Source organism: Xenorhabdus sp. PB62.4 (assembly GCF_014467285.1).
GTDB lineage: Bacteria > Pseudomonadota > Gammaproteobacteria > Enterobacterales > Enterobacteriaceae > Xenorhabdus.
Genome location: NZ_NKHR01000027.1, coordinates 1 through 22,643 on the forward strand (window position 1 = coordinate 1; position 22,643 = coordinate 22,643).

At 42.4% G+C, this 22,643-nt stretch carries 17 protein-coding genes; 14 read left to right on the forward strand and 3 right to left on the reverse strand.

Features of this window, described 5'->3' with window-relative positions; genetic code table 11:
- Window positions 1-616: 616 nt before the first annotated feature.
- On the forward strand, window positions 617-1,963 hold the full coding sequence (locus tag Xenpb_RS16525; RefSeq protein ID WP_187655324.1) for an NCS2 family permease: 1,347 nt from the start codon (window positions 617-619) through the stop codon (window positions 1,961-1,963).
- A gap of 117 nt (window positions 1,964-2,080) precedes the next feature.
- Here the strand turns inward: Xenpb_RS16525 and Xenpb_RS16530 are convergent, their stop codons facing one another.
- Window positions 2,081-4,531 (reverse strand): penicillin acylase family protein, encoded by a 2,451-nt coding sequence (locus Xenpb_RS16530; RefSeq protein ID WP_187655325.1) that lies wholly within the window; start codon window positions 4,529-4,531, stop codon window positions 2,081-2,083.
- 861 nt (window positions 4,532-5,392) lie between these two features.
- On the opposite strand from Xenpb_RS16530, the gene Xenpb_RS16535 reads away from it, so the two are divergent.
- A complete protein-coding gene (locus tag Xenpb_RS16535; protein ID WP_187655326.1) occupies window positions 5,393-7,042 on the forward strand; it encodes a Na+/H+ antiporter in 1,650 nt (549 codons plus the stop codon).
- A 23-nt stretch (window positions 7,043-7,065) separates the two neighbouring features.
- A complete protein-coding gene (locus Xenpb_RS16540) occupies window positions 7,066-7,965 on the forward strand; it encodes a carboxylate/amino acid/amine transporter (protein ID WP_187655327.1) in 900 nt (299 codons plus the stop codon).
- Here the strand turns inward: Xenpb_RS16540 and metR are convergent.
- A complete protein-coding gene (gene metR, locus Xenpb_RS16545) occupies window positions 7,850-8,806 on the reverse strand; it encodes an HTH-type transcriptional regulator MetR (RefSeq protein WP_187655328.1) in 957 nt (318 codons plus the stop codon). The genes Xenpb_RS16540 and metR overlap by 116 nt on opposite strands.
- Before the next feature lie 109 nt (window positions 8,807-8,915).
- Here metR and metE point away from each other — a divergent pair, with 109 nt between their 5' ends.
- The gene (metE, locus tag Xenpb_RS16550) at window positions 8,916-11,201 is read left to right on the forward strand and encodes a 5-methyltetrahydropteroyltriglutamate--homocysteine S-methyltransferase (RefSeq protein ID WP_187655329.1); all 2,286 of its coding nucleotides are present in this window, start codon (window positions 8,916-8,918) and stop codon (window positions 11,199-11,201) included.
- 60 nt (window positions 11,202-11,261) lie between these two features.
- On the opposite strand, the gene Xenpb_RS16555 is transcribed toward metE, so the two are convergent.
- Complete coding sequence (locus tag Xenpb_RS16555; RefSeq protein WP_187655330.1) at window positions 11,262-11,654, reverse strand: YidB family protein; 393 nt, start codon at window positions 11,652-11,654, stop codon at window positions 11,262-11,264.
- A 388-nt stretch (window positions 11,655-12,042) separates the two neighbouring features.
- Here Xenpb_RS16555 and ltnD point away from each other — a divergent pair, with 388 nt between their 5' ends.
- The 10 genes from ltnD to ubiE all read left to right on the forward strand — a co-directional run bounded on the left by ltnD (window position 12,043) and on the right by ubiE (window position 22,643).
- Window positions 12,043-12,939, forward strand: coding sequence for an L-threonate dehydrogenase (gene ltnD / locus Xenpb_RS16560; RefSeq protein ID WP_187655331.1), 897 nt, complete (start codon window positions 12,043-12,045; stop codon window positions 12,937-12,939).
- Between the two features lie 8 nt (window positions 12,940-12,947).
- On the forward strand, window positions 12,948-14,222 hold the full coding sequence (otnK, locus tag Xenpb_RS16565) for a 3-oxo-tetronate kinase (protein ID WP_187655353.1): 1,275 nt from the start codon (window positions 12,948-12,950) through the stop codon (window positions 14,220-14,222).
- 142 nt (window positions 14,223-14,364) lie between these two features.
- Complete coding sequence (otnI, locus tag Xenpb_RS16570) at window positions 14,365-15,141, forward strand: 2-oxo-tetronate isomerase (protein ID WP_187655332.1); 777 nt, start codon at window positions 14,365-14,367, stop codon at window positions 15,139-15,141.
- A 30-nt stretch (window positions 15,142-15,171) separates the two neighbouring features.
- Window positions 15,172-15,939, forward strand: a complete 768-nt coding sequence (locus Xenpb_RS16575; protein WP_187655333.1) for a DeoR/GlpR family DNA-binding transcription regulator — start codon at window positions 15,172-15,174, stop codon at window positions 15,937-15,939.
- Window positions 15,940-16,201: 262 nt separating this feature from the next.
- Window positions 16,202-17,587 carry a GntP family permease gene (locus tag Xenpb_RS16580; RefSeq protein WP_187655334.1) on the forward strand — a complete coding sequence of 462 codons (1,386 nt, stop codon included), beginning with the start codon at window positions 16,202-16,204 and terminating at the stop codon, window positions 17,585-17,587.
- 252 nt (window positions 17,588-17,839) lie between these two features.
- The gene (udp, locus tag Xenpb_RS16585) at window positions 17,840-18,595 is read left to right on the forward strand and encodes a uridine phosphorylase (protein WP_187655335.1); all 756 of its coding nucleotides are present in this window, start codon (window positions 17,840-17,842) and stop codon (window positions 18,593-18,595) included.
- 314 nt (window positions 18,596-18,909) lie between these two features.
- Window positions 18,910-19,692, forward strand: coding sequence for a tyrosine-protein phosphatase (locus tag Xenpb_RS16590; RefSeq protein WP_187655336.1), 783 nt, complete (start codon window positions 18,910-18,912; stop codon window positions 19,690-19,692).
- 79 nt (window positions 19,693-19,771) lie between these two features.
- The gene (locus Xenpb_RS16595; protein WP_187655337.1) at window positions 19,772-20,302 is read left to right on the forward strand and encodes a DedA family protein; all 531 of its coding nucleotides are present in this window, start codon (window positions 19,772-19,774) and stop codon (window positions 20,300-20,302) included.
- A 155-nt stretch (window positions 20,303-20,457) separates the two neighbouring features.
- Window positions 20,458-21,813, forward strand: coding sequence for a DNA recombination protein RmuC (gene rmuC, locus Xenpb_RS16600; protein ID WP_187655338.1), 1,356 nt, complete (start codon window positions 20,458-20,460; stop codon window positions 21,811-21,813).
- A 74-nt stretch (window positions 21,814-21,887) separates the two neighbouring features.
- On the forward strand, window positions 21,888-22,643 hold the full coding sequence (gene ubiE / locus Xenpb_RS16605; protein ID WP_047961859.1) for a bifunctional demethylmenaquinone methyltransferase/2-methoxy-6-polyprenyl-1,4-benzoquinol methylase UbiE: 756 nt from the start codon (window positions 21,888-21,890) through the stop codon (window positions 22,641-22,643).

Genomic DNA, 22,643 nt, shown 5'->3' on the forward strand with positions numbered 1-22,643 from the left:
TTGATATCAGAACGCGGGTCATCGATCTTACTGATAAAGTTAAAAATACTCATTATTACGATCGCTATTTTTATGGAATAGCGTGATCTTATCGTTTTAATGAGAGAAAGAGCTATAAGAAGTTATATTCTGGTCTTTATTTAACCTAAATAACCTTACTAAATATATGAGATCTCACCCTGATTGCATTGAAAATCAGTCACTCAAGGTAAAAAGTGACTGGGTAAAAAATTTATACAAATACATAAGTTGTTAGATTGATAAATGGATGGTCTTTTTGACACCTATTTCTTCTGTCAATAAAAATACCTAATCTCGAATTAGATAAATAAAAAAACTGTACAAACAAACAGAAGTTCCACCACAAAATTTATGATTATCGCTTGATTCTTATCCCCGATTCACTGGATAATCATTCGCCTCAAATTTTCTCACTATTTTTTTGCCTTAAAAGCCAAACGATTGCGTAAACGAATGGCTGAACCGATGAGTACAGCACGGATTTTTTTATCCAGTGACGTAATCGTTTTCGTTGGCGTTCCGTAAGGCAAGGTAGAGAGAAATGGTGATAAATTTTTAGCGAAATGAAATAGTCAACAAAAAGCAGGGGAAAAACATGTCTGGTACGCAGGCACCAACTCAATGCAAACTCGATAAGTATTTTAAAATTACTGAACGCGGATCGACGGTACGTCAGGAAATTCTCGCTGGATTAACAACATTTTTGGCGATGGTGTATTCCGTTATTGTAGTACCGGGTATGCTTGGACAAGCCGGATTTCCCCATACTGCCGTATTTATTTCTGTCTGTTTGGTGACGGGCTTTGGTTCATTATTGATGGGGTTGTGGGTTAATTTGCCGATGGCGGTTGGCTGTGCAATTTCGTTGACTGCATTTACTGCGTTCAGCTTGGTATTAGGCCAACAGGTGAGTGTTCCTGTGGCGCTGGGAGCTGTTTTCCTGATGGGATGTTTGTTTACGATCATTTCAGTGACAGGGATACGTGCATGGATTTTGCGCAATATACCGATGGGAATTGCGCATGGAGCAGGTATTGGTATCGGGCTATTTCTGTTGTTGATTGCAGCAAATGGGGTTGGGCTGGTAATTAAGAATCCACATGAAGGTTTACCCGTTGCGTTTGGATCATTGACGGCTTTTCCTGTGTTGATGACGTTATTGGGGTTAGCGGGTATTATTGCTCTGGAACGAAAAAAAGTTCCCGGTGGTATTTTGCTGATGATTATTGCAATTTCAATTATCGGCTTGATTTTTGATCCTGCCGTGAAATATCAAGGTTTTTTTAAATTTCCTACGTTGGGGGAAGATGGTTTATCCCTGATGTTTAGTATGGATATAATGGGCGCCTTACAGCCTGTGGTGTTACCGAGCGTTCTGGCGTTGATAATGACTGCGATATTTGATGCGACAGGAACGATCCGGGCTGTCGCCGGGCAGGCGAATTTATTGGACAAGGGCGGCCAGATTATCAGTGGCGGTAAGGCATTGACCGCTGATTCTGTCAGCAGCATCTTCGCCGGTGTAGTTGGTTCCTCTCCTGCCTCAGTTTATATCGAATCTGCTGCGGGAACGGCGGCAGGCGGGAAAACGGGTTTAACTGCTTCCGTTGTGGGTATTTTGTTCCTGCTGATTTTATTCCTGTCTCCATTATCGTATTTGGTTCCTGCCTATGCGACAGCTCCTGCTTTGATGTATGTCGGGTTACTGATGCTGAGTAATGTGCGGAAGCTGAACTTTGATGACTCTATTGATGCGATGTCAGGCTTGTTGTGTGCGGTGTTTATCGTGCTGACTTGCAATATTGTGACAGGAATTATGCTGGGCTTTAGTGTGCTGGTTGTCGGGCGTCTTTTTTCTGGTGAATGGCGTAAACTGAATATTGGCACGGTTATTCTTACCATCATATTAGTGATATTTTATGCCGGAAACTGGGCTATCTAGTTGGTTCTATGAACTGGGGTTATTTAGCCTAACTGCGAAAGGGATGAGGCGGAGATACCTCATCCCTTTCAATCACAACGACATGTTTCTTCAAAGACTCTGTCACGAAATACCTTTTTAATCTGCCAAAATCAAACGTTGATAATTTGGATCTGCGATAATCTCTGATTCTTTAAATGGCAGGCGCAACCATTGCTTCGCCTTATACGAGCGAGTGGCATCGCTATAGTGAGGGGATGCAGGATCATCTGACAATGAGGTTAATAATAAAGTATAAGCCTCCACTTTATTATGTGGGAAGCTAATAAGTTGTAAGTAACTATTGCCAAAAATCTTGGTCTTTTCTCCACCGGTATTTTTTATACAGGCGATAGTGAAATAGCCGATTTCACTACAGCCACCATATAAAGGAATACGATGCTTTTCTCGTGATAAATATAAATAGTCACCCCGTTGAGCATTCAGTGCTAATCCACGGTGATTTAGATCCAGCACGGTGGCTCCCAGAGCTTGTCGGAGCGTTTCAGTTATATCAGCATGTAATTTACGCGGCGTATTTAATGGGTCATTTTTGTTAAAGGGAATGGCAAACAAAACATGATCCGGTAAATTCAATAGCCGATTCCAAATACCATCCCAGATATGAGCACCCCGCGCGGTGAGATTACCACTATTATCCCAAGCCTTCAGGATACGGCAGGCTTGAGCGACATCAACGCGTTGTGGTGAGGAATAGGTTGTGTCATTCAAAGCATCATGTTTTACATCGATCAACGGTGAATGGCAAACTCTCTCTAACAGTTCGGATTTGAACAGTTCAGCGGTCAGGACACGGCTGTCCAATACCATTTTCTGGAGTACGTCATGGTTGATGTATTTCCCCGGATATTGATCCCGGCCTTTCAAATGTTCTTGTATCATGATATGGCCTAAACGTGTACGCATACTGACAGGTTCATTACTATCAGGGCCAAAGATAACAGGGTAGCCAGTCAATGGTGATTGGGGATTGGTAAGCCAATAACTGTCGTTCATATTGGCGACATAATCAGTGCGCATCAAACTGGGCATCCGTGCCGGGCCTATGGCACCTGCCTGAGCTGAATCAGGATCACTTTGCCAATCGCAGAAGCTGCGCGAACCGTCAAAAAATGGGATAGCAGGCGATAATTGATTAGCCAAGGCTTGGCGTGATTCAGTGGTACAGATTTTCTCCTGCTCCGGGGAAACATTGGGCACAACTCCTATATCTGCATACCAGGCTTTATCGCTGTCACGACCAACGGCTACGGTATTCACCCAAGGCATAGAAGCTTCTTGCTGTTGAATGGCAACGAATTCTTCAAGAGAACGGGTTTGTCCCCAGCGCAGCCAGTTCCGCCATAAACGAAAATTTTCTTGATTGATATCGCGGATCGCAAATGCTTTTTTTGTATCCCAACGTAATGGGGGAATATTCACCAGCGGGCCGTATTCTGACTTATACAAAGTACGAGTAACAGGGGTCAACGTGCCAGAATCTTGCTTAACCTGAACTGTGATGGTATTGGCTTGCATTTTTATTATCTTGCCATCACGCAGGTAACTTAATGGATCATCAGGCGCCAAACTGAGTTCGTAAAAACCCATGCGAGCCGCTGTCGAGACGGTGTGGCTCCACGCAATATTCTCGTTAAAGCCAATTTGGATGAGGGGGATACCTAAAAACGCCACGCCACTGACATTGATTTCTCCGGGGATTGTGAGCTGAGCCTGATAGAAACGATCTGGGCTAAACCAATACCAATGCGGGTTACCAAATAACAGCGGGGAGTCTGAATGGGTGGCTTGTGTTCCAAATCCATAGATATTACTGCCGATGCCTTTACTCACTAAGCTGTCCAAATGAAATGAAGCTATCGACATGGTGGATTCTGAATCTGAAATATCCGTAGTTGGTAATGCGGCAGGAGGTTGGGCGTTAACAATATTGGTCAACATACGGGTATACCCCTTCGCAAAACCGATGGCATACATGCGTCGATAAATATCCTGCTCACTGATTGGCTGAATCCAGTCCTTATTACGACAAGCCTGATGAGCAGTCGGGTGGAGAGGTAATTCGTGAAGGTATCGGTTATAACCGGCAGTGAAACCGGCAACAAGCTGTTTGATTTTTTCAGGTTGGGCCTGAATCATGCGCTCCAGCATATCTTCTGAAAGAAGATGGCGGTGATAAAAATCAGAATCCAAATTTTTCACTCTATCCGTCAATCCCTCATAAACCAGTGTGGCTTGTCCCCCAAGATATAGGGAACGTTCACCACGGTAAGTCAGAAAGGAATCTGCCATAGTACAAAGATTGTCTTGTGTCTGAACATAACCATAGCCATAACCCAATCCAACCCAATTTTTTGCTTTAATATGCGGAACTCCTAAACTGGTACGGCGTATTTCTGCATAGGTATCCAAATGACGATTAGCCTGCTTCGTGGGGACATGATGAAGGCAGGCACTTAATAAGCTTGAGAGTACAATCAAAGTAAACACTTTAAGGCAGGCTTTTATTTTTATCGTTTCAAATATCATGTTACTTTTCCTCAACAATTATTAATATTCAGTCAATAATTTTCTTTCATGGTTGTAGTGGCTTTGAATAAACCTGACCGACATGCTTTACGTGAGGTTTCTGAGTGATTAGGAATAAAACGCTTATCCTTAGCACAAAAACACTATTATTTTTCTCCATTAGATTAATTTGATATTGAAAATAATGGCTATTTGGGGCTTCAAATAAGGCAATTTCATATTTTCGGGATAGTGCATTTTATAGCTCCCTTTTTATATTCCTGTGACAACTGATAAAACAAAAATTAAATGCTGATATAGTACCGGGTTGTTTTTAATTAAACTGGGTCTGTTAGTTATTAGCGTTTTTTGATTGTTTTGTATATTTTAATTTAAAAAGTGGTTGTTGCTTTTTTGTTAAATAAATTTCAGGTATGGAATTAAACTTACTTTATTAAACTATCTATTGTTACTCATTAATTTTCATTGTGTTAAAAATACATAACTCTTATTGAATTTAAAAAGAAATAATGGTGAATCTGTTCCAGAAACTCAGGAAGAGATGGAGACATCTGCACGGAAGTTTATTGTCGAATTTTCAAAATAAGTTGAAATACCAATAAAATAATTGAGAGTTCTCCTGGGAGCTTGAAGGGCGCTTCTTCACTACCGAGCACATTTCAAAATGTACTAATTTTTCACCAAACTCTTGCCGATAAGTATAAAATGAACAAATGACTTGTTGGTCATTGATTCATAATGTGATTGTTTTTTGATTTTCTTGAATAACTGCAATAATTATGCTTATTAGCGCTGTTATTAAAAGTAAAAAACAGTCACAATCTTTTCACCGACGGATTTTTGGCAATTTGTAAGGGTAACATGGAAATATTCTTTACTATCTTGATTTTGATTTTGGTGGTGTCAGTTTCTGGTGTTCTTACTAAAATGATTCCGTTCCGTGTCCCCTTGCCTATAGTGCAAATAGCAATGGGAGCACTGCTCGCCTGGCCTCATTTTGGTTTACACGTTACTTTCGATCCAGAATTATTCCTCGTTTTACTTATCCCTCCTTTGTTGTTTGTTGATGGTTGGAAAACACCGACCAGAGAGTTTTTCCAGCATGGACGTGAAATTGTTATTTTAGTTTTAGTATTGGTATTATTGACAGTTGCCGGTATTGGCTATTTAATTCACTGGTTACTGCCGAGTATCTCACTTATTGCTGCTTTTGCACTGGCGGCAGTGTTATCACCTACTGATGCGGTTGCATTATCATCAATTGTTGGAAAAGGGCGCATTCCTAAGAACATGATGAGCATACTGGAAGGCGAAGCATTGATGAATGATGCTTCTGGTCTGGTGGCTCTGAAATTTGCTGTGGCAATTGCCATGGGAACGATGGCCTTTACCGTCACTGGTGCAACAATGAAGTTTTTCTTAGTTGCGCTTGGTGGATTGGCTTCTGGTATTGCGGTCACATTGATATACAGTAAATCTCTCCGACTGATGAGTCGCTGGAGTGGCGATGATCCTGCAACTCAAATCATGTTCATGATGTTGTTGCCATTCGCTTCCTACATGATTGCTGAACATATCGGTGTATCCGGTATTCTGGCAGCAGTAGCTGCTGGTATGACGATCAGTAAAGCAGGGGTGATCCGTAATGCACCACTGGATATGCGTCTGCGTGCTGATAACGTATGGGGAATGCTGGCCTTCGTCTTCAATGGCCTTGTATTCATCATGCTGGGGCTGCAATTACCGGGTATTTGGGAAACTTCTGTCGCTCAGGCTGAACTTGATCCGCAAGTTGAAACGTGGATGCTGTTCTCTGCCGTAGGTATCATTTACGTAGCGTTGGTATTACTGCGGTTCGCTTGGTTGTGGCTGATGAAAAATAGCAGCAGGGTATTAATGAAGAAGAAACCGCTGGAGTTTGCTTCTTACACAACCCGTGAATTGTGGTTGGCTTCGTTTGCTGGTGTTCGTGGTGCAATTACACTGGCGGGTGCGTTGTCTATTCCTCTCTTTTTACCGGATGGTGATCCGTTCCCGGCTCGTTATCAGTTGATTTTCATTTCAGCGGGTGTGATTCTGCTCTCCCTGTTTATGGGGGTTATCGCTTTACCTTTGCTGCTTCGTGGCATGAAAGTGGGTGATAAATTGGCGGATCTCAATGAAATCAGAATGGCAAAAGCAGCAATGGCTGAAGTTGCGATTGTCAGTATGAATAAGATGGAAGAACGTTTATCTGCCAGCACAGAAGAAAAACTGGATGCAGAAGACATTAGTGAAATCGCTTCCCGGGTTATCGGTTATTTGCGGCGTCGTACTGCGGGTACGGATGAAATCGAACACAATTTGATGGTTGAAGAGCTGGAGCGTCGTTTCCGCTTAACGGCATTAAGGGCTGAGCGAGGAGAACTGTACCATTTGCGTGCAACCCGTAAGATTAGTAATGAAACACTACAATCGCTGCTGCATGATCTGGATTTGCTCGAAGCGCTTTTAGTGGGGAATGATCAATAAAAGTAGGTAAAGACCAATAAATTATGTGGCTGTTAACAATCACAACTTTTTTGTGGGCCGCTTCATTTAGCCTGATCGGTGTCTATCTCGCTGGTCAGGTTGATAGCTGGTTTTCAGTTCTTGTCAGGGTAGTGCTGGCGGCAATGGTGTTTTTGCCATTTTTGCGCTGGCGTGGTCTATCATTGAAAGTTATTTCACTGTATATGGCCGTTGGTGCTTGTCAGCTTGGTGTGATGTACTTATTTGTGTTTCATGCCTATCACTACCTGAGTGTTGCAGAGTTTTTGCTGTTTACCATCATGACGCCGCTTTATGTCACATTGATTTATGATTTGATGGGACGCCAGCGGCTGCGTTGGGGGTATGCGCTGAGTTCTTTGCTGGCTGTGGCTGGCGCAGCGATTATTCGTTATGACCGATTGAGTGAATCTTTTTGGATTGGTTTGGTACTGGTGCAATTGGCGAATATTTTCTTTGCGATGGGGCAGGTTGGGTATAAGCGTTTGATGGAAGTCCATCCAATACCACAGAGAGTGGCGTTTTCATGGTTCTATCTGGGCGCTTGTGTTGTTGCCATTATCGGCTGGCTGATGTTTGGTGATCCGCAAAAATTACCGACAACTCAGATACAGTGGGGTGTCCTGATTTGGCTGGGAATCGGTGCATCAGGCATTGGTTACTTCATGTGGAACTATGGCGCAACCCAAGTGGATGCCGGAACACTGGCAATTATGAACAATATGCTGGTTCCGGCCGGGTTGTTGGTCAATTTTGCAATTTGGCAGCAGCATCCTGATTGGCTGAGTTTTACCATTGGAGGCAGCCTGATTGTTGCTTCACTTTGGGTGCATCACCGCTGGATACTGAAACCTGCTTCACAAAAGGCAAATTGTCCACCGCGTGTTGGCGGGCAGAACGAATAAACGTATCAATGGCAGGTTGACGCTGTTCTCCTTCCCGGTTGGCAGCGTACAATCTGCTCCATAACCCTTTCCCTAACGTTTGGGTCACAACCAACCCCTGCCTTTCGAATGTTTCCACTGCCCAATGTGGTAATGCAGCAATACCCAAACGGGCTGCCACCATTTGGATCAGCAATAGCGTATTATCAACAGCTTTCAATGTCGGAGTGACATCCGCAGGTTCGAGAAAACGCCGCCAGATATCAAACCGTTGCCGCTGAACGGGATAAATCAATAGGAGCTCAGAAGCAAGATCTTGCGGATGGATATCTCGTTTATTTGCCAGAGGATGATCCGGCGCAATCACCAGTTTTACTTCATAATCAAACAGTGGAGTGTAGTGCAGATTACTGTCCGCAATAATGTCTGATGTCAGAACGATATCCAATTCTCTCTTTTGCAGAGCAGGCTGAGGATCAAACGTCACACCGGATTCAAAATCCACGTTAACTTGTGGCCAGCTTTCACGAAAACGCTTAAGTGCGGGTGTCAACCATTGAATACAACTATGGCATTCAATGGCAATGCGTAGATTTGTCTCTTCTGGTTCATTACATTCACGCAGGGAAGCTGTAATCAAGGGTAATACTTGTTCTGCCAGCCTTAATAATACTTCTCCCTGAGGCGTTAACCGCAGGGGCTGGCTTTTACGAATGAATAGCTTAAATCCCAGTCGGTGCTCTAATTCACTGAATTGATGGGAAAGGGCAGACTGCGTTTGATGAAGATAATTTGCAGCCGCCGCCAACGATCCACAATGGTTCAGTGCTTGTAGTGTTTTGAGATGTTTTATTTCGATCATGAAAAACCTTCAAGTTGATAATGAATAAATTGCGCTTGTGGTTTATACACTACATGTTGATTATAGAAGTGTAAACATCTAGACGGCTAAAAATTTCACGGGTGATAACATGACGGTTTTGAATCATACATTAGGTTTTCCACGTATTGGCTTGAAAAGAGAGCTGAAAAAGGCGCAAGAAAGTTATTGGGCAGGTAAGATTTCCCAACAGGAATTGCTGGAGACCGGCCGTGAATTACGCGCCCGTCATTGGCAACAACAAAAAGAAGCGGGCGTTGATTTAGTCCCCGTTGGTGATTTTGCCTGGTATGACCAAGTATTGACCACTAGCTTGTTATTGGGCAATGTCCCACCACGTCATCGAAACGAAGGTGGAAATATTGATCTGGATACCTTGTTCCGTATTGCTCGTGGTCGGGCACCGACAGGCACACCAGTAGCAGCTTCGGAAATGACCAAATGGTTCAACACAAATTATCACTATATCGTGCCTGAATTTCAGGAAGGGCAGGAATTCAAACTAGGCTGGAACCAGTTGCTGGATGAAGTGGATGAAGCTCTGGCGTTGGGACATAAAATAAAACCTATCCTGTTGGGACCGGTGACTTATTTATGGCTTGGTAAAGTGAAGGGCAAGGCTTTTGATCGCTTATCTTTACTGGCAGATATCCTGCCGATATACCAACAAGTGCTGGCAGAACTGGCAAAACGTGGCATTGAATGGGTACAGATTGATGAACCAGCGTTAGTGCTGGAACTGCCAGAAGAATGGCTCTCGGCATTCCCAACGGCTTATCAGGCTCTTGAAGGGCAGGTGAAATTACTGCTGACGACCTATTTCGATAGCATCGGTCATAACCTGGAGACAATCAAATCACTGCCAGTGCAGGGGCTGCATGTTGATTTAGTGGCAGGACAGGATTCTCTTGATAGTTTGGATAAATCACTGCCGGATAATTGGTTGCTTTCATTAGGTGTCATTAATGGCCGCAATGTTTGGCGCGCGGATTTGAGTGAGAAATATCAACTTGTTGCACCATTGGTCAGTAAGAGAAATGTGTGGATTGGTACTTCCTGTTCATTGCTGCATAGCCCGATTGACCTGAATGATGAAACAGGGTTAGACGAAGAAGTGAAGAGCTGGTTTGCCTTTGCATTGCAGAAATGTACGGAGCTTTCTTTGTTGTCACAAGCATTGAATGCACCAGAAGGCAGTAAGCAATCTGAACTGGATGCTTATAGCGCACCAATTCGTGCCCGCCGTAGCTCCACAAGGGTAAATAATCCAGCGGTTACTGAGCGTATCGCTGCGATCAAGCCGCAAGATAGTGAGCGCTATCAGGCATACCCTGAACGTGCCAAGCTTCAGCGTCAACGTTATAACTTACCGCTGTGGCCAACAACAACCATCGGTTCATTCCCGCAGACAACGGAAATTCGTGGCTTACGTCTCGATTTCAAAAAGGGCCGGGTGGATAGTACACATTACCGCACCAATATCAGTGAACATATTAAGCAGGCGATTCAAGAACAGGAACGTTTGGGGCTGGATGTGCTGGTGCATGGGGAAGCTGAACGTAACGACATGGTGGAATATTTCGGTGAACACTTTGATGGTTATGTCTTCACGCAAAATGGTTGGGTGCAAAGCTACGGTTCCCGTTGCGTAAAACCACCAGTGATTATCGGCGATATCAGCCGCCCGGAAGCCATTACTGTAGATTGGGCGACTTATGCACAATCCTTGACTGATAAACCTGTGAAAGGGATGTTAACAGGGCCGGTGACAATTCTCTGTTGGTCATTCCCAAGGGAAGATGTCAGCCGGGAAACTATCGCTAAACAGATAGCGCTGGCTCTGCGTGATGAAGTTGATGATTTACAAAAAGCAGGCATTGGTATCATTCAGATTGATGAGCCTGCATTGCGTGAAGGGTTGCCACTGCGCAGAGAAGAATGGCAGGCATATTTGGAATGGGCGGTGGATGCCTTCAAGCTGAGTGCAGCAGTTGCGGAAGATGACACCCAAATCCACACTCATATGTGTTACTGCGAGTTCAATGACATCATGCCGTCTATTGCCGCACTGGATGCGGACGTGATCACCATTGAAACTTCTCGCTCAGATATGGAGTTGTTGGATTCATTCGAAGATTTCTCATATCCGAATGAAATTGGGCCTGGTGTATATGACATTCACTCACCAAACGTGCCAAGTGTTGAATGGATTGAAGCATTACTGCGTAAAGCGGCTGACCGTATCCCTGTTGAACGCTTGTGGGTAAACCCGGATTGTGGTTTGAAAACCCGTGGTTGGACAGAAACCAGACAATCATTGGCGAACATGGTAGAAGCCGCAAAACGCCTGCGTGCTTCAGTGAATGATTATCTTTAAAATTAAGAGATAAGTTGAAAATGCCCGCCACAGAGGATGTAATGTGGCGGGCTTAAGAGATTATTTCCCAAGGAGTTTGTTTTTCAATAAATTCATGCCAGCCGATTTCAAATCCAGGTTTTCCGGCACTTCACCGTTTGGGGTGACTTTATCAATGAGATTTGGCAAATGTTGGGAGAGTAAAGAAGAGGCTTCATTGGGATCTATCCCGATTTTATCTGCCAACTGTTGAATTGTAGAAGAACCAAAAATAGAAGAAAGTTGATCGGCATGGATGGGTGCATTTTCGCCGGAACCAATCCATGAGTGAATCGTCCCATCCAGACCTTGTTGGGAAAACTTATCAATTAACCCACTTATTCCTCCCTGACCTTCAACCCAGTCCATCATATGCTGAAGCTGCTGGTTTTTACCACCACTCAGCATATTAGCGATTTGATCAAAAAAGCCCATCGTAACACTCCCCTTTGTTGAGGTTTGATCTGCTTGACCAGATAAAACACTTAGTTAGGTACGTTTACAGGAATAAAGTAGTAGAAATGTTATGAAATAAAGATGAATGACAGATTTAATTATTACAGTAGCACAATATTTCAAATTTATCTTATTTTGGGTAGGAATGGACGATTGGAGTATAAGTAATTTTTCTTATGTTATTAACACTGATATGTGAAATAATTTTTTCAATTGTTTTGAAAAATAATTAGTTAATTCAAATTGTTAAATTGATTTCTTTCCTGCGGAAGATAAATTTTTAATGTGATATTCATCGTTTTTTTGTGAATGTAACTATGTGAAGATTAAAAAGGTAACAAATTGTCACACAACACCAGGGAACCTCATGAATAATTCAATACAAAAAATAGGGGTTATAGGATTGGGAGCGATGGGAATGGGTATCGCACAGTCCTTAGTAAGAGCAGGTATTCCAACCTATGGTTTTGATCTAAATGTAAAAGCTTGTGGGCAGTTCAAACAGATAGGTGCAATGGGAGTTGCTGATAGTGCTGCTCAATGGGGACAGGAGCTGGATATCCTTTTATTGGTCGTGGTTAACAGTGTACAAATTGAGCACATTTTGTTTGGTGGCGAAAAACCGTTAGTCAGTCAACTTAAAGCGGGTACAACTGTTGTCCTACATAGTACTGTATCCGCTGAACAGGCACGGGGTTTTGCAAATCGTTTGCACGAATACCATATTAAGATGCTTGATGCACCAGTTTCAGGAGGGCCGCAGAAGGCTACTAAAGGACAATTAACAGTTATGGCCTCAGGCCCCTCTGAATTGTTTGAGCAACTCAAACCGATTTTTGATGTGATTTCAGAACGTCTTTATTACATTGGTAGTGAAATCGGTCAGGGTTCAACCGTTAAAATGATTCATCAGTTATTGGCAGGCGTTCATATTGCCGTTGCGGCGGAAAGTATGGCGCTTGCCGCCAAAGCAGATATTCCATTGGATTTAATGTATGACGTCGTAACTCATGCGGCGGGAAATTCATGGATGTTTGAAAACCGTGTTCCCCATATCTTGTCAGGAGATTATACGCCTAAATCTTCTGTCGATATTTTTGTTAAAGACTTAGGAATTGTGCTTGAAGCTGGAAGGACGATGAAATTTCCTCTACCGATGGCAGCAACGGCACATCAAATGTTTTTAGCTGCCAGCAATGAGGGGCTAGGACAGTGGGATGACAGTGCAGTGATTAAAACATTCAAAGGAATAACATTACCGTAGGGAAAATGATGGTCATCAAATTGGGAGTAATTGCGGATGATTTCACTGGAGCAACGGATATTGCCAGCTTTATGGTACAAAATGGGTGGCGGATCGTACAGTTGTTAGGGGTTCCAGATGAAAATACATTCGTACCATATGATGTAGATGCTATCGTAATTAGTCTGAAAACTCGCTCTTGCTCTGTTGATGAAGCGGTTAAACAATCATTGGAATCTTGTCGGTGGCTCTGGAACAAAGCTGGCTGTCGACAATTATTTTTCAAATACTGTTCTACTTTCGATTCTACATCTGAAGGAAACATCGGTCCCGTCATAGATGCTTTAATGGATGAACTGCAAGTTGATATCAGTCTGATTTGCCCAGCTCTCCCAATTAATGGACGGACTGTAGTACACGGGCATTTGTTTGTTAATGGACAATTATTGAATGAAAGTGGAATGGAGCATCATCCTGTTACACCAATGAGAGATGCTAATTTGTTGCGGTTGATAGAACAGCAATCAAAAGGTAGATCGGGATTGATTAATCTTGATTGTGTCCGTCAAGGAAAATTGGCTATTCGTCGTCACTTGGAGCTATTGCGCCAAGGTGGTATTCGCTATGCAGTTATTGATGCCATGATGATGGAGGATTTGTTGCTTATTGCTCAAGCTACATCAGACATGATTTTTGTAACTGGTGGTTCAGGTTTAGGGGCAGCACTTGCCAGCTATCATTCAGGGCAAAATCTGGCAGCTTCTATAATCGGGTATACCCTGCCAGCTAAAGGTAGAAAGTCAGTTATTCTTTCTGGCAGTTGTTCTACCACGACAAACCGTCAGGTTCTTGAATATAAAAAAACAGCTCCTGCTATGGCATTGAATGTGGAGGAGTGTATCAACAATTCCAACTATTCCAGTTTGTTGGCAGATTGGGTCATGCAACAACCAACGGATGGCTTAGCACCAATTTTATATGCTACACAATTTCCTGAAATGTTAGGTTTGATTCAGCAGCAATATGGAGCTACAGAAACCAGTAATGCGATTGAACAGGTTTTTGCTGAAGTTGTTATGAAATTGAGGAATCAGGGGTTCAATACTTTTATTGTTGCTGGCGGAGAAACTTCCGCTCAAGTTGTACGGAGTTTGGGAATTAAGCAAGTAAGTATCGGGATTCCTATTTCACCAGGGGTTCCTTGGGTACATGACTTACATACAGATTGTTGGTTAGCGTTGAAATCAGGCAATTTTGGTGGGAAGGATTTCTTTCTGGATGCACAAAAGGTTTTTCATGGATAGGAAAGGGATTAGTGTAATATTAGCGGAATGAATATTTGTCTGTAATTATGCCTTTCTCACTAAGGGTGGCGAAATTAATTAATATTTAATGTAGAAAAGCTTCAATATATTACCTCAGAGCAATAATTATTAAGAACCAGTTATGACTAGATTCGCCGCAAATTTGAGCACGATGTTCAATGAGGTTCCATTTATTGAGCGTTTTTTATTGGCAGCAAACGCTGGCTTCAAAGGTATTGAATACTTATTTCCTTATGAAGAATCAGCTACGGAACTCGCAGCCTTATTGAAAAAATATCAACTTACACAAGTGCTATTTAATATGCCGGCAGGAGAATGGAGTTCAGGCGATAGAGGAATAGCTTGTTTACCAGGTCGTGAAAAAGCTTTTGCAGAAGGAGTAGATAAGGCTCTGGAATATGCTTTGGCATTAGATTGTAAACAAATTCACGCAATGGCTGGAAAATGGGATGAAAAATTTACGCAAGATCAGCAAAGTGTATGCTATATCACTAATATTCAGTATGCTGCGGATGTGATGGCTGAATATGGCATCAATATTTTAATTGAACCGATCAATACCCGAGATATGCCAAGTTATTTTTTGACAACACAAAATCAAGCTGAAGCACTGTTAAAGGTTATAGATCGTAAAAATGTATTTATCCAACTGGATCTTTATCATTGCCAAATTATGGAAGGGAATTTACTACGGACTATAGAGCGGTTATGGGGAAAATTCAGCCATATTCAAATTGCCTCAGTGCCGGAACGGCACGAACCAGATAGAGGTGAGGTCAATTATTTCTGGTTATTTAGACAATTGGATGAAATGGGATATCAAGGGTGGATTGGATGTGAATATTATCCGGTAGGACATACAGAAGAAGGGCTTGGATGGTTGAGAAAAGCCAAATAATATTCGTGCGGTAATGTAGTAGGAGAGCTAATGAGCCCCCCAGAGCGCAGAAATTTTATTTACCGTCACTTACATGAACATCGGACGGTTTCTATTAGTGAATTAGTTGAGTTATTGAACGTTTCTCATATGACTGTGAGACGAGATATTCGCATCTTGGAAGATGAAGGGAAAGTTATTAGTATCACAGGAGGTGTTCAGCTAAACGACGCCTTGCGACAAGAATTACCCTGGAATGAAAAAGCGCTCATTAATCATCGTTACAAGCGAGCGCTTGGTAAATATGCTGCCTCATTGGTAAAGGATGGACAGGTGGTGTATTTGGATGCTGGAACGACAACGTTCGAAATTGCTCAGATATTAGCAGAACGTTTCAATTTGACAATTGTTACGAATGATTTTTCGATTACTCATTATTTGATGAATAAACCTCAACTTAACTTGTTCCACACAGGAGGGCAGGTAGATAAACGCAATTATTCCTGCGTCGGAAATACTGCCGCTATGGTATTGCGTACCTTGAATGTGGATATTGCATTTATCAGTACTAGTTCATGGGATCTTGAGCATGGGATCTCGACTCCCCATGAGGAGAAAGTTTTTGTAAAACAGATGTTGTTGGAAATTGCGCGTAGAAAAATATTAATTTCTGATAGTAGCAAATACGGTAAATACGGCATGTTCCGGGTCTGTCCATTGTCAGATCTGAATGACATAGTATGTGATGGGCAGTTACCTATGTCAGAACAGAAACAATTACGCGAAACAGGTCTGAAACTGCATATTGTCGAATTATAAGTATCTATAGGAAGTCAGTATTACTTATAAAATAACCCCAAGGAATTATATGGGAAGAAATGATAGTTATAATTATTAATGCTGCATATTTTATGGAATGTTAATTATATTTTACGTTGCTTAAAAATATTTGCAGATTTAATTTCAAACAATTGGTGCTAGTTGATCTTCAGAGCCTAATTTTTCTGGTTTATGGCTGTTTATTCAATGATGAAATTCAGGAAATTATCGCCAACAACTCACATGAAAATGGAACTTGATAATGACATTTTATATTCCAATTATTGGATTAGGGGTAGCAGTATTCACACTGATTTTTCTGGTGTTGCGCACCCGCGTTCATGTACTGCTTGCTATGCTGATCGCTGCGGTAATTGCTGGGATAACTGGTGGTTTCACTATAAGCAATGTTATTGAAGTGATTACCAAAGGATTTGGTTCGACATTGGGCAGTATTGGTATTGTGATTGGGTTGGGAATCATGATGGGGCGGATATTGGAAGTGTCCGGTGCAACTGAACAAATCGCTTATAGCTTAATTAAATGGCTGGGAAAAAAACGCGAAGAATGGGCTCTAGCAGTTACCGGTTATATTGTCAGTATTCCCATATTTGTGAATTCAGCCTTTGTGATCCTTTATCCGTTGGCGAAGGCATTAGCAAAGGAAGGCAAACGGAATGTATTGGCGATGGGGGTTGCATTAGCAGGAGGGCTGGTAGTAACCCATCATATTGTTCCACCAACGCCGGGCCCGCTTGGTGTGGCTGGGATATTCGGAGTAAGTGTAGGTACAATGATGCTGGCAGGTGCAATATTGGCTGTTCCATGTGTTATTGGTATTACCTTTTATGCAAAGTGGTTGGAAACTAAATATTCTGATTATCAGGTAATTGATATACAAGAAGATTCAGTAAATTTGCAACAAACTCATCGGAATTATATGGAGGAAAAATCTAATAAGCCTCTACCGAGCTTATTTTTTTCCCTTTTACCTATCGTTGTGCCAATAGTTCTGATTCTTATCAATGTGGTTAATGGATTGTTATTGAAAATTGATGTGTTTGTTGGGAAGGAAAACCATTTCTATTTTCAATCTTTTGATTTTCTTGGTTCACCTATTATCGCTCTGGCAATCAGCGTATTGCTGGCAATTTATACTTTAATGCCAAAAGTCAGCAAACAGGAAGTGATCGAACATTTGGAAACAGGATTACAAGCAGTAGGAGGGATCTTGTTAGTAACAGGAGCTGGGGGAGCGTTGGGAGCTGTATTAAACGAAAGTGCTACGGGAACGATACTAGCACAGTATATTGCCAGCTTGCCAATAGCACCGGTATTGATTCCGTTTATCATTTCGACGCTAGTGCGTTTAATTCAAGGTTCTGGAACAGTGGCAATGATTACTTCAGCCTCTATTTCAGCACCTATTCTCAATCAGATACCAGATATCAATATGTTGGTGGCTGCTCAGGCTGCGACAGTAGGTACACTGTTTTTCGGTTACTTCAATGACAGTTTGTTCTGGATGGTTAACCGAATGATGGGCATTAAAGATGCAAAACAACAGATGATAGTCTGGTCAATCCCTACCACAATTGCATGGGGGATTGGGCTGTGTGGTGTACTGCTTCTTAATCTTGTCATGTAACATATTAAAATGGCGCTCTATAACGGGCGCTTTTCTGTTTTCAGGGTTTGTGATTGTTCTTCGAATATTGTTTCCATTCCAGCTTTATACTCAAAACATTATCTCCTCTATTATTTGTGATTTGAATCACAAATGTATGTATGTGTTTCTTTTTTACATTCACTAAAGGTGATTTTAATCACTAAAAAATGTCAGAGTATTGACTAAATTTAGGTATCCATATTTTGAGCTATATCCGTTGAGGAGTCTGATATGTCTAATGTATTTCATTTAGGTATCACTAAAAGTGACCTGCAAGGCGCGACTTTAGCGATTGTGCCGGGCGATCCTAATCGTGTTGAGAAAATTGCGCGTTTGATGGGTAACCCAGTGCATCTGGCTTCCCATCGTGAATTTACAACATGGCGCGCAGAAATTGACGGCAAAGCCGTTGTTGTCTGCTCCACGGGTATTGGTGGCCCCTCAACGTCGATTGCTGTAGAAGAGCTGGCGCAATTGGGAGTACGTACTTTCCTGCGTATCGGTACAACCGGAGCTATCCAACCACACATCAATGTTGGGGATGTATTGGTAACAACAGGCGCCGTCCGTTTGGATGGTGCCAGCTTGCACTTTGCACCAATGGAATTCCCGGCGGTTGCTGATTTTGAGTGTACCAACGCATTGTATGAAGCAGCAAAATCATCCGGATCTGTCACTCATGTCGGTGTCACGGCTTCTTCTGATACCTTCTATCCAGGACAAGAGCGTTATGATACTTATTCCGGTCGGGTTGTTCGTCGCTTCCAGGGTTCTATGAAAGAGTGGCAGGAAATGGGCGTAATGAACTTTGAGATGGAATCTGCAACATTGTTGACTATGTGCGCAAGTCAGGGCCTGCGTGCCGGTATGGTGGCTGGTGTTATTGTTAACCGTACCCAACAGGAAATTCCTGATGTGGAGCTGTTGCAGAAAACAGAAAGCAACGCGTTGGGAATTGTTGTTGAGGCTGCTCGTCGTCTGCTGTAACGTTTTTCATCAAGGGCTGGAATATTCTGGCCCTATCATTTATGTGATCTTTTCTTCCTTTCATTCTAAAATCTGATAATGTCATAACGTTTTGCGCTAATAACTATTTCTGTTAGTAGCTATTTTTGTTAATAGTTATTTTTATTAATAGCTATTTTTGACAATAACTGTTGGTATCAATAACTATCAATCGAATACAGCAGTATCAATAATTACTTGTTTCCATAACGTTCTATACCTTATCTCTTTCAAGTGACTATCAGTAACGTAATACCTTGAAAATAAGGTTTATTTTAATCAAAACAAGAGTGACTATGACCACAACATTAATCTCTCATCCTTCAGTACTTCCTTTGAATGGCGGCATTAACTTTCGTGATTTAGGCAATAAAACGCTAAATAATGGCGCTAAGATCAAGTCAGGTTTGCTATTTCGTTCCGGATCGCTGGATAAGCTGACAGAAAATGATCAGGCTTTTTTAGTGGATCAAAACCTTTTTCAGATCATCGATTATCGTGATAGTAGCGAAATCAGGGATAAACCAGATCAGATATGGCATGGCGCCCATTATCACCATGCACCGGCCAATCCGCTTTCAAAGGAAGTGGACGCTAATCTGGAGAAGATAGATAAAGAAATACTGGAACAATTCGATGCAAAAGAGTTTATGTCACGTCTATATGAATTGCTGCCTATCAATAATCCGGCTTATAAGAAATTAGCTACATTATTGCTGCAACCAGAAAAAGGTGGGATTGTGCAACATTGCGCGGTTGGCAAAGACAGAACAGGAGTGGGTTCTGCTCTGGTTTTGCTGGCGTTGGGTGCTGATTGGGATACGGTAATGGAAGACTATTTGCTGACCGGTATCACGTTGGCTCCGTACCGGGACTATTTATTGAATGAACATACAAAAGTCATGAGTGAAAATGTAGTGGAAAAATTTGCTTATGTTTATTCTGTCAGGGAAGAGTTTTTACTGACTGCGCTAAATAGTATTAACCAACATTATGGCAGTATGGATATTTGGCTGGAAAAAGATATCGGACTCGATATTGCGGCCCGAGAAAAACTACAAGCTTATTTTCTTGAATAAAAATACCAGGTTAGCTTTGGTTTATTTGTACAGTGCTAACCTATGACATCCCACTGATAATAATACAGGAAAGACTAATGTGAGCCTGCACGAAATTATTGAACTGGTTACGAACTTTGTAAAAGCCCATGAAGCCTGGGCAATTCCCATCATTTTCTGCCTTGCATTTGGTGAATCGCTGGCATTTATCTCCCTATTGTTGCCGGCGACGATCATTTTACTGGGGTTAGGTGCATTGATTGGTGAAAGCGGGTTAAATTTCTGGCCAATATGGATAGCCGCAGCAGCAGGAGCCTTCTTTGGCGATTGGGTTTCTTACTGGTTTGGTTTCCACTATAAAGAAAATGTCGGCAAAATGTGGCCGCTTTCTCGTCATCCTCAAACTCTAGTGCGTGGGCATCGATTTTTTGGGCGCTGGGGAGTCTGGGGCGTTTTTATTGGGCGGTTTTTTGGCCCATTAAGAGCCGTAGTCCCGCTGGTGGCCGGAATTTGTGCTATGCCAAAACGTCATTTTCAGCTTGCTAATTTCGCTTCTGCATTGATCTGGGCATTCGGTATCTTAGCGCCGGGCGCTTTTGGCTTGCGATGGTTGGCCGAGTGGATGGGGTAATGTGGATGAGGTAATTGCGAGCCGCTTTGCAAACTGAAAGAAAGCTATTAAATAATCTGGACATCTATACAGCCTCTATTTAACTTACATTGAGGCCAGTGAGCCAAAGAAGTTAACCAAAACTTAACGACAATGGTGTTAATGAGGGTGTATAGGTGGATATCCAGTGGTTATATATGTTGATTGGCGGCTTAAGTGGATTGCTGGGCGGGGGGATCTTCGTCTGGCTTTCTGTTCATCAGAGAATCCAACAAAAAGAACAGGCGCTACGCGAATTATATAGTCAACTGGCTGTCAGTCATGAAAAGCTAGAACAGTCTCATTATTGGCGTATTGAATGTGATCAATTAAACCAAGAACTGTTGGCTCAACGCGAAGTGAATAGTGTGCAGGAAGCTGAATTGCGAGAACTGAGCACGCGGCTTGAAGAAAGCAGGTTGGCGGCGGAGGAAAAACAACGCCTGTTGATCAATAGTGAACAGCGCCTGAATACCCAATTTGAAAATCTTGCCAATCGTATTTTTGAGCAAAATCGGCTCCGTACTGATGAGTATAATCGCCAAAACCTCAATAATCTCTTAATGCCATTTCGTGAGCAACTTGAAAGTTTTCGCCGCCAGGTTCAGGACAGTTTTGGTCAGGAAGCCCGGGAACGTCATACCTTAACCCATGAGATTCGCAATCTTCAGCAACTGAATGCACAGATGGCAAAAGAGGCGCTCAATCTCACTAATGCGTTGAAAGGAGATAATAAAATGCAGGGAAATTGGGGGGAGATGGTGTTGGCTCAGGTTTTGGAAGCGTCCGGCTTGCGTGAAGGGTATGAATTCGACACACAAGTTAATATTCAATCCGAAAACAGCGGGCGTTTTCAGCCCGATGTGATTGTGCATTTGCCACAGGGAAAAGATGTCGTTATTGATGCCAAGATGTCGCTGGTTGCTTATGAACGTTATTTCAACAGTAATGATGAACAACAGCAGATACAGGCATTACAGGAGCATATCAACTCCATAAAAGGACATATTCGCGGCCTGAGCCGAAAAGATTATCAGCAATTGCCCGGTTTGCGCTCTCTGGATTATGTTCTGATGTTTATCCCTGTGGAACCGGCTTATCTGGTGGCACTTAATCAGGCTCCTGAATTACTGGATGAAGCGTTGAAACACAATATCATGCTGGTTAGTCCATCCACATTACTGGTTGCTGTTCGTACTATCAATAACCTTTGGCGTTATGAATATCAGAGTCAGAATGCCCGTCTGATTGCGGATAAAGCTGCCAGAATGTATGACAAAATGCGTTTGTTTGTGGATGATATGCAAGGGTTAGGGCAAAGCTTAGATAAAGCACAGGCGAGTTACCATTCTGCGATGAAAAAACTGGTTGAGGGGCGAGGTAATCTGATTAGTCAGGCTGAAGGCTTTCGAGACTTAGGTGTGGATGTGAAGCGTCCTATTGATTCACACTTGATTGATAAATCCTTACAATCGTTACAAATTAACGAGTGAAGTCTGGATAGGGTTTTATCGGAAAGGCTGGTACACTTGCTATAAATTTTTCGAATAAAAAGCGGACAAATAACATGGCAAATCAATCGAAAGAAACCACTGATTTTGGTTTCCGTACTGTAGCCAAAGAAGAAAAAAAAGACATGGTGGCAGAGGTATTCCACTCGGTAGCGGCAAAATATGATTTGATGAATGATTTGATGTCATTTGGTATTCATCGAATCTGGAAGCGTTTCACTATTGAAGCAAGTGGCGTCCGACGCGGCCATAAAGTGCTTGATCTCGCTGGTGGAACAGGTGATTTGACAGCAAAATTTTCCCGCATTGTGGGTGAAAAAGGTCAGGTTGTTCTGGCAGATATCAACGACTCAATGTTGAAAGTCGGGCGTGAAAAATTGCGTGATATCGGTATTGTCGGCAATGTCAGTTATGTTCAGGCTAATGCTGAAGAACTGCCTTTCCCAGATAATTATTTTGACTGTATTACGATTTCTTTCGGCCTGCGTAATGTGACGGATAAAGAAAAAGCCTTACGTTCCATGTGCCGGGTACTTAAGCCGGGCGGTCGTTTATTGGTGCTGGAATTCTCCAAACCTGTACTGGCACCACTGAGCAAAGTTTATGATGCTTATTCGTTCCATGTTTTACCCCGAATTGGTCAGATGGTTGTTAAAGACGCAGACAGTTACCGTTATCTGACAGAATCCATCCGTATGCACCCTGATCAGGAAACCTTAAAAGGTATGATGGAAGAAGCTGGCTTTGACCAGGTTTCTTATACCAATATGACCGGGGGAGTCGTTGCTCTGCACAAAGGGTTTAAATTCTGA

Coding starts and splice junctions, on each gene's coding strand:
- ltnD (WP_187655331.1), top strand. CDS start 12,043: ATGAATAATTCAATACAAAAAATAGGGGTTATAGGATTGGGAGCGATG.
- Xenpb_RS16590 (WP_187655336.1), top strand. CDS start 18,910: ATGACCACAACATTAATCTCTCATCCTTCAGTACTTCCTTTGAATGGC.
- udp (WP_187655335.1), top strand. CDS start 17,840: ATGTCTAATGTATTTCATTTAGGTATCACTAAAAGTGACCTGCAAGGC.
- Xenpb_RS16580 (WP_187655334.1), top strand. CDS start 16,202: ATGACATTTTATATTCCAATTATTGGATTAGGGGTAGCAGTATTCACA.
- Xenpb_RS16555 (WP_187655330.1), bottom strand. CDS start 11,654: ATGGGCTTTTTTGATCAAATCGCTAATATGCTGAGTGGTGGTAAAAAC.
- metR (WP_187655328.1), bottom strand. CDS start 8,806: ATGATCGAAATAAAACATCTCAAAACACTACAAGCACTGAACCATTGT.
- Xenpb_RS16575 (WP_187655333.1), top strand. CDS start 15,172: ATGAGCCCCCCAGAGCGCAGAAATTTTATTTACCGTCACTTACATGAA.
- Xenpb_RS16540 (WP_187655327.1), top strand. CDS start 7,066: ATGTGGCTGTTAACAATCACAACTTTTTTGTGGGCCGCTTCATTTAGC.
- Xenpb_RS16530 (WP_187655325.1), bottom strand. CDS start 4,531: ATGATATTTGAAACGATAAAAATAAAAGCCTGCCTTAAAGTGTTTACT.
- metE (WP_187655329.1), top strand. CDS start 8,916: ATGACGGTTTTGAATCATACATTAGGTTTTCCACGTATTGGCTTGAAA.
- ubiE (WP_047961859.1), top strand. CDS start 21,888: ATGGCAAATCAATCGAAAGAAACCACTGATTTTGGTTTCCGTACTGTA.
- otnI (WP_187655332.1), top strand. CDS start 14,365: ATGACTAGATTCGCCGCAAATTTGAGCACGATGTTCAATGAGGTTCCA.
- Xenpb_RS16525 (WP_187655324.1), top strand. CDS start 617: ATGTCTGGTACGCAGGCACCAACTCAATGCAAACTCGATAAGTATTTT.
- otnK (WP_187655353.1), top strand. CDS start 12,948: ATGGTCATCAAATTGGGAGTAATTGCGGATGATTTCACTGGAGCAACG.
- Xenpb_RS16535 (WP_187655326.1), top strand. CDS start 5,393: ATGGAAATATTCTTTACTATCTTGATTTTGATTTTGGTGGTGTCAGTT.